This window comes from Arenimonas sp. (assembly GCF_019459675.1).
In the GTDB taxonomy this organism is placed as follows: domain Bacteria; phylum Pseudomonadota; class Gammaproteobacteria; order Xanthomonadales; family Xanthomonadaceae; genus Arenimonas.
The window spans coordinates 1-12195 of sequence record NZ_JAIBFH010000404.1 but is presented as its reverse complement, the minus strand read 5'-3'; the positions used below and the strand labels follow the sequence as shown (position 1 = coordinate 12195).

11 protein-coding genes are annotated in these 12195 nt (G+C 69.6%); 6 read left to right on the top strand and 5 right to left on the bottom strand.

All coding sequences use genetic code 11. The annotated features are described in order from the left end of the window. On the bottom strand, positions 1 to 1836 hold a 1836-nt coding region (locus K0M70_RS13370), incomplete at its 3' end, for a CarD family transcriptional regulator (RefSeq protein WP_290782749.1). 40 nt (positions 1837 to 1876) lie between these two features. Beyond that, a complete protein-coding gene (locus K0M70_RS13365; protein WP_290782747.1) occupies positions 1877 to 2458 on the bottom strand; it encodes a GNAT family N-acetyltransferase in 582 nt (193 codons plus the stop codon). A gap of 220 nt (positions 2459 to 2678) precedes the next feature. Between K0M70_RS13365 and K0M70_RS13360 the strand changes: the two genes are divergently transcribed. The 5 genes from K0M70_RS13360 (at position 2679) to K0M70_RS13340 (ending at position 7725) form a co-directional block, all read left to right on the top strand. Then, positions 2679 to 3794: a hypothetical protein gene (locus K0M70_RS13360; RefSeq protein ID WP_290782745.1), complete on the top strand. Its 1116-nt coding sequence runs from the start codon at positions 2679 to 2681 to the stop codon at positions 3792 to 3794. A 63-nt stretch (positions 3795 to 3857) separates the two neighbouring features. Further along, positions 3858 to 5201, top strand: coding sequence for a sensor domain-containing diguanylate cyclase (locus tag K0M70_RS13355; protein ID WP_290782743.1), 1344 nt, complete (start codon positions 3858 to 3860; stop codon positions 5199 to 5201). 82 nt (positions 5202 to 5283) lie between these two features. After that, positions 5284 to 5997, top strand: coding sequence for a DUF481 domain-containing protein (locus K0M70_RS13350; RefSeq protein WP_290782741.1), 714 nt, complete (start codon positions 5284 to 5286; stop codon positions 5995 to 5997). A 122-nt stretch (positions 5998 to 6119) separates the two neighbouring features. Continuing rightward, entirely contained in the window at positions 6120 to 7406 is a 1287-nt protein-coding gene (locus K0M70_RS13345) for a hypothetical protein (RefSeq protein WP_290782739.1), read from the top strand. An 85-nt stretch (positions 7407 to 7491) separates the two neighbouring features. Further along, positions 7492 to 7725 (top strand): hypothetical protein, encoded by a 234-nt coding sequence (locus K0M70_RS13340; RefSeq protein ID WP_290782737.1) that lies wholly within the window; start codon positions 7492 to 7494, stop codon positions 7723 to 7725. A gap of 19 nt (positions 7726 to 7744) precedes the next feature. On the opposite strand, the gene K0M70_RS13335 is transcribed toward K0M70_RS13340, so the two are convergent. The 3 genes from K0M70_RS13335 to K0M70_RS13325 form a co-directional block, all read right to left on the bottom strand. Next, positions 7745 to 9268 carry a carboxylesterase family protein gene (locus K0M70_RS13335; RefSeq protein WP_290782735.1) on the bottom strand — a complete coding sequence of 508 codons (1524 nt, stop codon included), beginning with the start codon at positions 9266 to 9268 and terminating at the stop codon, positions 7745 to 7747. A 92-nt stretch (positions 9269 to 9360) separates the two neighbouring features. After that, on the bottom strand, positions 9361 to 10689 hold the full coding sequence (locus tag K0M70_RS13330; RefSeq protein WP_290782733.1) for a sorbosone dehydrogenase family protein: 1329 nt from the start codon (positions 10687 to 10689) through the stop codon (positions 9361 to 9363). Further along, positions 10686 to 11507 (bottom strand): alpha/beta hydrolase, encoded by an 822-nt coding sequence (locus tag K0M70_RS13325; RefSeq protein ID WP_290782731.1) that lies wholly within the window; start codon positions 11505 to 11507, stop codon positions 10686 to 10688. Before K0M70_RS13325 ends, K0M70_RS13330 begins: the two co-directional genes overlap by 4 nt. Before the next feature lie 203 nt (positions 11508 to 11710). Between K0M70_RS13325 and K0M70_RS13320 the strand changes: the two genes are divergently transcribed. Further along, a complete protein-coding gene (locus K0M70_RS13320) occupies positions 11711 to 12154 on the top strand; it encodes a PRC-barrel domain-containing protein (RefSeq protein WP_290782729.1) in 444 nt (147 codons plus the stop codon). Positions 12155 to 12195: the final 41 nt, after the last annotated feature.

The window sequence follows — 12195 nt, the reverse complement described above, 5'->3', positions numbered from 1 at the left end:
CAATTGATCCGGCGTTTCCTCGAACGGGAAGGTGGCCGCGAACGGTTCGTACATGGCCCGGTCCACGTGCAGCGCCAGGCCCACGCGCGCATGCCGCCGCGCCTGGATTTCAAGCAGTTCGGCGGCGACGTCGCGCACCTTTTCCGCGGCCTTGCGCTTGGCCTTGTCCCATTGCTCGCCGCCGAGCGAATGCAGGGGCGCGAGCTCGGGCGAGGCGCCCGAATAGCGGCTCACCAGCTGCAGCTGCGCCACCGGCACGTAGAGTTTGTCGCCCTTGGCGTATTCGATCTGCAGGTATTCGCCGCTGACGCCGCCGCTTTCCAGCGTCACCAGGCCCTGGTAGCGGCCGACGCCGTGGTCCTCGTGCACGATCGGCGAGCCCATCGTGATCTGGCTCAGGTCGCGCAGTACGGTGTCCGGGTCGCGCGCGGCGCCGCGCTTGCGGCGGCGGCTCTGTTCGGCCCGGTCCGGGAACAGCTGGCGCTCGGTGAGGATCGCCAGCGCCGGTTTGTCCAGTGCGAAGCCGTCCTCGATGGCGGCGACGGTGATGGCGAAGCGCGCATCGCCCGCCACGAAGGCGTCCCAGCCGGCCACGGGCTCGGGGCGCAGGTCAGCCGAGGCCAGCAGCTCCAGCAGCGCCTCGCGGCGGCCGGCGGAATCGGCGGCCATCAGCACGCGCCCGGGATAGCTGCGCAGGAAACCCATCAGCGCCGCCCCCGGGTCGCCGCCCTTCTGGCTCCACGCCAGCGACGGCGCGGGCTGCTCTGCCATGGCCGCGGCCTTGTCGCGCTGGGGGTGCTGCGGGCCGCAGACCTCGATGCGCAGCGACTGGTTCCAGGTGGCGCGCAGCTGCTCGGGCCGCAGGAAGATTTCCTCGGGCGCCAGGATCGGCCGCTCGATATCGTGGCGGCGCTGCTCCCAGCGGTTGGTGGTCTGCGCCCAGAACGCTTCGGCGGCCTCCGGAGCCCCTTCGCCCACCACCACCAGCGTGTCGCCGGACAGGTGATCGAACAGCGACGCCGTGCGGTCGAAGAACAGCGGCAGGTAGTACTCGATGCCGGCCGGGGCGCCGCCCTCTTTCAGGTCCTGGTACAGCGGGCAGCGGCGCGGGTCGAACTCGAAGCGCTCGCGCAGGGTTTCGCGCACGCGCCGGGCGCTGTCCGCGTCGAGCGGGAATTCGCGCGCCGGCAGCAGCCGCACCGAATCCACCGGATGGTCCGAGCGCTGCGTGTCGGGGTCGAAGGTGCGCAGCGAATCGATCTCGTCGTCGAACAGTTCGATGCGGTAGGGCAGGTCCGAGCCCATCGGGAACAGGTCCAGCAGCGCTCCGCGCACGGCGAAGTCGCCCGGGTCGAGCACCTGCGGCACGTTGCGGTAGCCCGCCGCCTCGAGCCGGCGCTTTTCGGCGTCCAGATCGAGCTTCTGGCCCTTCTTCAGGTCCAGCGTGTTGCCGGCGATCCAGCTGGGCGGCGGGAGCCGCTGCATCAGGGACGCCACCGGCACCACCAGCAGGCCCTTGCGCGCCGTGGGCAGGCGGTACAGCGCCGCCACGCGCTGCGACACGATGTCCGGGTGCGGACTGAACAGATCGTAGGGCAGGGTTTCCCAATCGGCGAAGTGCAGCACCGGAAGGTCGCCGGCCAGCACCTTGAGGTCGTGCTCGAGCGATTGGGCGGCGTGGCTGTCGCGAGTGATGGCGAGCACGAGGCCATCGCGCTGGCGCGCCAGCTCGGCCAGGCCCAGTGCGAGGGCGCTCGGGCTGGCGGGGGAACGCCACAGGGCGCGCTGCTGGCCAGGCTTGGGCAGGGGCGCGGCGGGAAGGAGGGGACGGGTCATGGGGCCGCGGAGTTTACCCCAGGCCGGGGTCGCGTTCGGGTCAACGCGTGCGTGCCCGCGTCGGATCAAGGTCCAGGCTGACGTGCAGCAGGTTGGGTGATTCGAGGCTGGTTTCGCGCCGGAAGCCCAGCGCCAGGGCCAGTTCGATCATCGCGGTGTTGTCGTCCAGCACCTCGCCCCAGATCCGGCGGATGCCGTGGGCCTTGGCCCATTCCACCAGACGGAGCATCAGGGCCTTGCCCAGGCCCTGGCCGGCAATGAACCGCGACACCAGGATGGCGAACTCGGCGCTGTCCTGGCCGGGGTCGCGATTGAGCCGGGCCAGCGCTCCCACCAGCGCCTCGCCGGGGGGCAACGGTTCGGCGGCGACCACCGCGAAGGATTCGCCGGGCACGAGGTTGACCAGCTGGGTGAGGTAGGAAAGGCTCAATTCCTTCACCGGGTGCAGGTAGCGCTTTCGCACTTCGTCGTCGCCCAGCAGTTCGAACGCACCCGCAATCGGCGCGGCATCGGCCGGGTGCACCGGCCGCAGCCAGAGTTCACGTCCGTCGGCCAGGCGAACCACCTCGGTGCGTTCGGGCGCGTGCGGCGGCCGTCGGGGGGGGCTTCGGGTAGCTTTCATCGGGCGCAGGGTCGCAGCATTGGGCTGGGTCGATGCTCTAAATGCGTGGGCTGGGATTCAGGTCTCCGCGCGCCGGTGGCAGTGTCGCACTGATCGAGGTTGTTGCCGGCGTTTGCCGGGGAGTAATCTGGGCCGAGATCATCCCGATGGCAGGCAAGGCATGCAGGTGCAACCCGGCAATGGCACCAGACGGTCGGTCCCTGCGCTGATCCTTTTCGCCTTGCTGCTTGCCCCTGCCGCGGCCTTCGCGGCCCCGGGCGCGGTGCCGTCCCCGTCGGCACCGGCCGCTGCCGATCGCTCCGACACCATCGAAAGGCATCCGCTGGAGCTGCGGGCACTGATCGAACCCGAAGCGGTGCTGCGCGAACTGTCCGCCGCCATCATCAGCGCCAGGCTGGCGGGCGACCAGCGGCTGGTGGCGCTGCTTTACCTGGCGCAGGCCAATGCGTGTCGGGTAGTGGCGGACTGGGACTGCCAGCGCGAGGCGGGCATCAATGCCCGCGCGGCCGCCACCGAAGCAGGCGCGCCGCATCTGGCCGTGCGCGGCATCATCGCCGAGAGCCGCGCGCGCCTGGCGATGCAGGACTACACCCGCGCCTCCCGGCTGCTGGGGGACGCGGAGCTGTTGCTCAAACAGGCCCCGCAGCCCGAACTGCTGGCCGACGTCATGCTGGCCTATTCGTCCATGAGCTACGCCCTGGGCAAGTACCCGATTTCCGTCGAGTACGCCCAGCGCGGACTGGCGGTGCTGGGCGAAGACGAGGGACTGGCCATGCGGGCACGCCTGTTCCGAAACCGCGCCCGCGGCGAGGCCCAGCTCGACCAGGTGGAGGCGGCCACCGGTTCGCTGCGCTCGGCCACCGTGCTGGCGCAGCGCATCGAGGACCCCAAGCTGGAGGCGGAGCTGTATCTGGAAGGTGCGCGCGTTGCCCGTATCGTGGGGGACCTGGCGACCCAAAGGCGCAACGGTGAGCGCGTGCTGGCGATGGCCAGCCAGCTGCGCAACTCCCAGCTGGCCGGGCTGGGCCACGAAGTGCTGGGCCTGGCGGCGTCCGACGCCGGCGACGGCGACGCCGCCCGGCGCGAGCTGCGCGCCGCCCAGCAATCGTTCCGCATGCTCGAGCTGCAAAGCGACGAGCTTCGCGTTTCGCGCGAGCTGGTCAGCGTGCTGCTTCGCTTCGATCCCGCCGGCCGCGAACTGGCGCCCTTGTTCCAGCGCTACCTGGTGCTCGACAACGCCATTGCCCAGAACGAGCGGCTGCAGGCGGCCGATGATTTCGGCGCCAGGCTTGAATACGCCGAACGCGAGAACGAGCTTATCCGGCTGCAGGGTTAACAGGCGCTGGCGCGGGAGCGCGAGGCGGCGCTGGCCGCCGCCAACCGGCAGGCGACCAAACTGATGGTGCTGGGTCTGGCGACGCTGGTGGCGCTGGCGACCCTGTTCGTGGTCCAGCGCCGCAACACCCGCAAGCTGCGGCAGCTGCTGGTGCGGCTTGCTGAAAGCGAGCGCGGCTACCGCACCCTCGCCGACAACGCCAGTGACCTGGTGATCCGCATGCGCGACGACGGGACCCGTCTTTACGTGTCGCCCTCGGCCAGGGACATGCTGGGTTCCGATCCTGACCAGATGCTCCTGCAGTCGTGGGAGCAGGTGCACCCCGATGACTTGGCGCGCATGAAAGCGGCTATCGCCAGGCTGGCCAGCGATGGCGGCGCCACCACCCTCCTTCACCGCTTGCGCCATTCCCAGGGGCACTACCTCTGGATAGAGGCGCTGGTGCGCCGGGTCGCGGACCCCGATGGCAGCGTTGAGATCGTCTTCGCCGGCCGCGATGTCAGCACGCGCATCCGCGCCGAACAGGCCCTGGAATCGGCACGGAGCAGGCTTCGTGCCGTAACCGACAACATTCCTGCCCTGATCGCGCACATCGACAGCCAGGGCCGCTACAGCTTCCTCAATGCCCATGGCCATCGGCTGTTCGGTGACGCGAACGAGCGCGCGGTCGGCAAGACGGTGCGCGAAGTCCGGGGCGAGGCGATCTACAGCGACATCAAGGACCACATGGCCGCCGCGCTGCGCGGCGAGCGGGTCACGTTCGAAGGCCAGTCCACCATCGGCGGTCGGACCTACGCCTACCAGACCAGCTACGTGCCGGACATTGGCCCGGATGGCCAGCAGAACGGGTTCTTCTCTTTCACGTTCGACATCACCCAGCTCAAGGACGCCGAAAGCCGCCTGGAACAGATGGCTCGGTTCGATGCCCTGACCGGGCTGGCCAACCGCCGCTACTTCGACGAGCGCCTGTCGGCGGCGATCGCGCGCTGCCGGCGCCAGGAAGCGCCGCTTTCGGTGCTGTACCTGGACATCGACAAGTTCAAGCCGATCAATGACGCGCATGGCCACGAGGCGGGCGACCAGGTGCTGCGGCAGTTCGCGCAGCGGCTGAAGGCCTGCGTGCGCGAAGGCGACCTGGCCGCGCGCATCGGCGGCGACGAGTTCGCGCTGCTGGTCGAGGGCGTCGAAGGACCGGCCGATGCCGAAAGCGTTGCCGCCAAGGTGATCGCGACGATGGCCCAGCCCGTCGACCTGGGAGGCACCAGCCTCACGGTGACCACCAGCATCGGTGTTGCCTTCAGCCGGCGGTCGCTGTCGGCCGACCGCCTGGTGGTTACCGCGGACGAGGCGCTGTACGCGGCAAAGGCAGCGGGTCGCAACACCTGGCGGATCGCGCAGATCGATTGATCGCTCTGGTGGCCGCGGCTGGGCCTTGGTTCATGTGCGCTTGGGTTTAATGGCAGGCCGCCCGTCCCCGGAATCCACGCCAATGAACCGCTATTTCCTCTCGCTTTCGCTGTTGGCGGCCCTGCCGCTTGCCGCCCATGCGCAGTGGCAGCCCACCGCCGAGTTGGGTGTGGTCAACACCACCGGCAACTCTGAAACCACCAGCGTGAACGGCAAATTCGCCCTCAGCGGCGAAGACGAGGCCTGGACCCACGACTACTACGCCGCCGCCCTGCGCGCCGAATCGAGCGACGAGCTCACCGCCAACCGCGTCGAGCTGGGCGCCAAGTCGGCCCGCAAGCTCGGTGAGCGCAGCTACCTGGGCGGTGTGGGCCGCTACGAAAACGATGACTTCTCCGCTTACCGATACCAGGCCACCCTGGCGGTGAACTACGGCTTCGAGGCCTTCAAGACCGACCGCCGCCGCCTGCTGCTGGAAGCCGGCCCGGGCATACGCAGCGCCCGCCTGGCCGACTCGGGCGAGTCGGAGCGCGATGCGCTGCTGCGCGGGTTCGCCGACTACAAGCATCAGATCACCGACAGCACCAACTTCTTCAACACGCTGCTGGTGGAAGCCGCGCAGGACAATACCTTCCTGCAGAACGACATCGGCATCTCCGTCAGCATCAACCGCACGCTGGCGTTGAAGGCGGCGCTGCAGGCGCGCCACAACACCGACGCGCCGGGCAACCGCGACCGGACCGACACCCTGGCCTCGGTGAACATCGTCTGGTCGCCGCACGAAAAACGCGATTGACGCGGGCGCGCACCGGCGCGGCCACTCCGCACCAAGCGAGGGTGGCATCAAGCTTTCTTTGACGGGCGCGTGACGCAGGCACTAGCCTGCGGGTTGTCCATCCCATCACGAAGGCCTGCCCGATGAGGTCCACGTCCGCCCGCACCGAACCACTGTGGCAGCGCCTGCCGGCGATCCTCGCCTATCCGGCAGCGTCGTCGATGCTGTGGATGATCGGTGGGCTGTGCCTGCTGCGGCTGCTGTCGCACCTGCCCAACCTGCTGGGCCTGCTGTTCGAGGCGGTGTTCTGGGTGATGGGCTTCAAGCTGGCGGTGGAGGCCCTGTTGAACACCGCGCACGGCCGGCTGGAGCCCTTCGGCGGCAACGACCTGATGGCGACCGATGGCCAGGCCATGCATCAACTGCTGTTGGCGATGGTGGTTTTCGCGCCGATGTTCGCCGTGCTGGCCTGGGTCGGCGTGGTGCCGGCGCTGGTGATGCTGGCTTTGGCGGTGCTGTTCCTGCCGGCCGCCATCATCCTGGTGGCCATCAATGGCTACCTTCCGGGCGCGCTCAATCCCTTGGCGTGGGGGGACCTGATCGGGCGGATCGGCGGGGCGTATTTCGCGGTCGCCGCGGTGCTTGCCGGGCTGGTGATCGTGTCGCTGGTGGCACAGGCGATTTTCTTCGCACTGCTGCCCAACGACATGGGCAGCTTGCCCGCCGGCTTCGTCAGCGTGTACGTCCTGGTGGCCGGTTACCACCTGCTGGGCTGCCTGATCCACGACAACAAGGAAGTCCTCGGCCTGGACGTAGCGCCGGCGATCCCGCGCGCCACCTTTGCCAATCCCCTGGAAGACGAGGCCGTGGCCAGCGCCGAGGCGCTGGCGGCCGATGGCCGGCATGCGGCGGCCGCCGACCTGCTGGAGCGGATGTTCTTTGGCCGCGGCGCGTCCGACCCGCTGCACGACCGCTACCGGCAGTGCGTGATAGCGGCGGGCGACACGCCGCGGCTGGTGCGGCACAGCCGTGAGTACATCAGCCGCCTGCTCGAGACGGGCAAGGACAAGCGCGCGCTGGCCGTGGCGACGGAAACCCTTGCGCACGACGCAGACTTCCAGCCCGCGTTGGCCGAGGACGTCGCGCGGCTGGTTGCCCAGGCGGTGAACACCGGGCAGGCGCAACTCGCCGTTGCGCTGGCCCGCGACTTCGAGACGCGCTTCCCCGGGAGCGACCGCTGCCCGGAAGTGGTGCTGGCCGCCGCCACGCTGATGGCGGACCGGCTGGGCCAGGAAGAGGCGGCGCGTAATCGCCTGCGGGCCTGCGCGAGTGCCTTTCCCGGCCATCCGCTGGCGCCGTCGCTGCGCGAGGCCCAGGCCAGCGCCCAGCGACTGCTCGACATCACCGCTCGCACCGGAGCCCAGCCATGACCAACGGCAGGGAGTGACTTCCAGCCCATGGTGGGCGTGATTAGGTGTTGTAGATTACCAACACACCAACTCACGGAGCCCGATCATGAAGACCCTCAGCGATTTCTACCGCCTTTTCCCCAACCGTCCGGCGCTGGCCCAGCAGCCCAAGGCCGTCCCGGCCGCTCCGGTGGTCGTCGCGGCCCGCGCCGCCCCGGCCCCTGTCGCGCCGCGCTACCGCCAGCGCGCTTTGGGCACTGGCTACGGCCGCAGCAGCGGCTACGCCCTGGACGGCCGCTATATCGCCGAACGCGAGCACGCGCTGGTGCGGGTCTGCTGAGCCGGGATACCGCCGGAGCTCAGTCCGGCCCGAGCACGCCGCCCGCGGCTTTGAGCAGGCCGATCAGCACATTCAGGCGCCTTTGCATGAAGCCTTCGCGCACGACGGGCTGGGCAGCGAACTCCATCACCCTGGCCCGGCGCGCGCTGTCCGCTGGCCAGGTGGGGGCCCCGGCCACGTTGGGATCACCCCGGCGGGCAAAGGCCAGCCAGTAAGCCGCGGTCTGCCCGGCAAGCGCGTGGTCAACGGCCGTGAACGGTGCCGGCATGCAGCCGCAGGTGTCGGCCGTGCCCAGTACGAAGGCGATTTCTCCGCCGTGGCCGAGCCCTGTCGCGCCGGCCTGCTGAGTTTCGGGCACGTGGCTGAAGTAGTAGCGCCAGGTGGGTGCGCGCTTGGACTGCAGGTAGGCGATGCGCCGTGCGAAAGCGGTGAAGGCCAGGTCGCGGACCAGGTAGCGGCCCAGCGCATCATTGTCATCAACACCCGGGTAAAGCGGCTTCACCAGCACGCGCCCGGCGCGCAGCCGCTCTATCAGTTTGGCCGGGTCCAGCCCGAAGGCGGTGGCTACGGTGGCTTCATCGCTGTTGCTGCCGATCACCAGCGGCAGCGGCGCCTGCTGTTTGTCCTGGAAGGTTTCCAGGATGGTCCGGGGCAGCGCCTCGTCGCCGACGATGAAGCCCGGGGCGAGGTTCGTGGCCGGGTCGCTCAGACCGAAGAAGCGCTCCGGGGCCACGGCCCGCAGCTGCGCCAGCGATGCGTCGGCACCCGCCAGGCCTGTGGCCGCGGCGACGGCGATGCCGGCGCGACGGGCTTTCTCCCGGGTATGGCTGGGGATCCCGTAGGCGCTCTGGGCGATGCCGCGCGCGAACAGGCCGCGCGCCAGGGGCGAGGCATAGAGCGCCAGCACGCTCTGAGCACCGGCCGACTCGCCGAAAAGCGTCACGTTGGCCGGGTCGCCGCCGAAGGCTTCGATGTTGCGCTGTACCCACTGCAGCGCCGCTATCTGGTCAAGCAGGCCGAAATTCATCGCGCTGCGCTCGCCCAGCGCCGGATGGGCGAAAAAGCCCAGGGCACCCAGCCGGTAGTTGATCGTCACCACCACCACATCGCGCCGGGCCAGCGCTGCACCGTCGTACAGCGGCACGCCGCCGCCACCGAAAACCAACGCCCCGCCGTGGATCCACACCATCACCGGCCGCTTGGCCGTACCCGCGCCGGCGGGCGTCCAGACGTTGAGGGTGAGGCAGTCCTCTGAAAGTGGGCCGGGGTCGCCGCCGCCTTCCAGCGATGCGCCAGGCTTCTGCATGCAGGCATTGGCTCTCAGCCTGGCGTCGCGTTCGCCCCGCCAGGACGGCATCGGCTGCGGCTCGCGCCAGCGCAGGTCGCCCACCGGGGGTGCGGCATACGGCAGGCCGCGGAACACCTCCACGCCAAGCTCTGAAGATCCCGCCACGGCGCCGGCTTCGGTCAGTACCACGGGTCTTGCCGGAACCTGCGCCCAAGCCGGTGCGGCCAGCGCCAACAACGCCACCAGGGCGGCCATTCGATGCCGTTGCCGCATGCGCTCTCTCCCGACGGTACTGCCGCCGATCTTATCTAAGCGGCGCCCCTTGCGCGTGATCGGTCGGTGCGGGATCAGGCGCCGGGTTCAGGCCGCACGGCCCTGAGCCGCCAGACGATGTTGCCCACGTCATCGGCCACCAGCAGCGCGCCGCTCCTGTCCACGACAACGCCGACCGGGCGGCCGCGGGCCTGGCCGTCGTCGTCGAGGAAGCCGGTGAGCACGGGCTCCATGACGCCGCTGGGTTCACCGTTGACGAACGGCACCAACACCCCCTGGTAGCCGCTGCGCGGCTCCCGGTTCCACGAGCCGTGCTGGCCGACGAAGGCGCCGCTGCGGTAGCGCGCCGGGAAATGATCGGCATCGTAGAAGGCCAGGCCCAACGGGGCGGTGTGCGAGCCCAGGGCGTAGTCGGGCGCGCGGGCACGCGCCACCAGGTCGGGCCGCTGGGGCGCGACGCGCGGATCCAGGTGTGCGCCGAAATAACTGTAGGGCCAGCCGAAGAAATCACCGTCGCGAACCGAGGTCAGGTAGTCGGGCACCAGGTCGTTGCCCAGCTCGTCGCGTTCGTTCACCACCGTCCACAGCGCGCCGGTCTGCGGCTGCCACGCCATGCCGACCGGATTGCGCAGGCCCGAGGCGAACACGCGGCTGCGTCCGCTGGCGACGTCGACCGCCAGGATCGCCGCGCGGTCGGTTTCCTTGTCCATGCCGTTTTCGGCGATGTTGCTGTTCGAGCCCACGCCGACGAACAGCGTGCGGCCGTCGGCGCTGGCCACCAGGCTCTTGGTCCAGTGGTGGTTGATGGTACCGGCCGGCAGCGCGGCCAGCGTCACTCCTGGGGCGTCAATGCGGAGGTCGCCGTCGCGGTAGGGGTAGGCGACGATCGCATCGGAATTGGCGACATACAGCCGTTCGCCCACCAGCGCCATGCCAAAGGGCGACGACAGCTTGTCGATCAGGGTGACCTGCACTTCGGCCTTGCCGTCGCCGTTGGCGTCGCGCAGCAGGGTGATGCGGTTGGCGCTGGGCACCGTGGCGCCGGCGCGCGCCATCACCTTGCCGGCAATCCAGCCCTTGATGCCCTTGGCGTCGTCGGGGCGGTGGGGCGCGTTGGTTTCCGCCACCAGCACGTCGCCGTTGGGCAGCACGTACATCCAGCGCGGGTGCTTTAGGTTCCGCGCGAAGGCATCCACCTCGAACCCCGCGGCCGCCAGCGGCACCTCATGGGCTTCCCAGCCGACGGCCTTGGCGGCGTTTACCGTGGGCAGCAGCGAGATCTCGGGGGCGGGCAGCGGCGGCGACCCGCCGATGCCGGACGGCAGCGGCTCGTGCGTGGCCTGCGAACACGCGGAAAGGGCCGCCACGTACAGGCAGCACGCCAGCATTCGCCGCGCACTCATGCCCCGATGAATTCCAGCAGGTCGCGCGTGAGTCGGGCCTTGTGCGTGGCGAACAGGCCGTGTGGCGCACCGTCGTATTCGATGAGGGTGCTGCCCGGGACCATCGCCGCCGCCGGGCGCGACGAGGCGTCGATGGGCACGGTGGCGTCGTCGGTGCCGTGGATGAAGAGCGTGGGCAGGGTGAAGGCGGCCATGTCCGAGCGGAAGTCGGTGGTCGAGAAGGCCTTGAGTGCCTCCAGGGTCGCGCGCAGGCTGCCCTGCATGGCGATGCCGTGGGCCCAGGCCAGCATTTCCGCGCTCACCGGCGCCGTGCCGGCCGCCACGCCGAAGAATTTCTCGAAGAATCCGGTGAAGAACTTCGCGCGGTCCTCGTTCAGCGCCAGGGCCGTCTTGTCGAACGCCGCCTGGTCGGTGCCGCCCGGGTTGTCCGCGGTCTTGAGCCGGAACGGCAGCACCGACGACACCAGCACGGCCTTGTGGATGCCCGCCGCGCCGTATCGGGCGAGGTAGCGCGCCACCTCGCCGCCGCCCATCGAAAAGCCCACCAGCACGGCATCGTCTGCGCCGGTGTGATCGAGCACGGCGGCCAGGTCGTCGGCCAGCGTGTCGTAGTCCTGGCCGTCCCAGGGCTGGGACGAGCGCCCGAAGCCGCGGCGGTCGTAGGCGATGGCGCGATGGCCCGCGCTGGCGATCGCCATGGCCTGGTCATCCCAGCTGTCGGCCGACAGCGGCCAACCGTGGATCAGCACCACGGGCCTGCCGCTGCCCCAGTCCTTGACGTAGAGCTGCGTGTTGTCGGCGGCGGTGACGTAGTTCATCGGCAATCCAGGGGCGCGGGGTCGAGCTCCAGTGTCCGCGCCGGCGATGAACCCGGTCTGTCTGGTGCCGCACGCCCGAGGGCCGCCGAAGTGCGGTGGCGAACGGAACTCTGCGCGCGCGCCGCGCACTGTGCACCCTTGCCGGCCGCTTCGCGACATTCCGTCGCCGGCGCGATCGGCGGCAACGCACAACGGAGCACCGTATGAATTACGAAGAACGCGACACCCTGGGCATGTACCGCACGCACCGCAGCAACGGCGTGGAATCGATCGTGCACAAGGGCCCGGGCCCCGAACTGATGGGCGCCAACACCCTGACCGGCAACGACGTCTACAACAAGCAGGACGAAGACCTGGGCGACATCCAAGAGATCATGCTCGACATCCGCACCGGCCGCGTCAGCTACGCCGTGCTGACGTTCGGCAGCTTCCTGGGCATGGGCGGCAAGCCGTTCGCGGTGCCGTGGGAAGCGCTGCAGCTCGACACCAAGAACAAGCGTTTCGTGCTGGACGTGGACAAGGAAAGGCTGAAGGCCGCGCCGGGCTTCGACAAGGACGAATGGCCGGACATGGGCAACCCCACCTGGAGCCAGGGCATCCACCATTACTACGGCACCCAGCCGCGCATTGATCCGCCGGCGAAATAAGCGGGCCAGGCCAGCGCGTGCATCCCCGCGGGGATGCACGC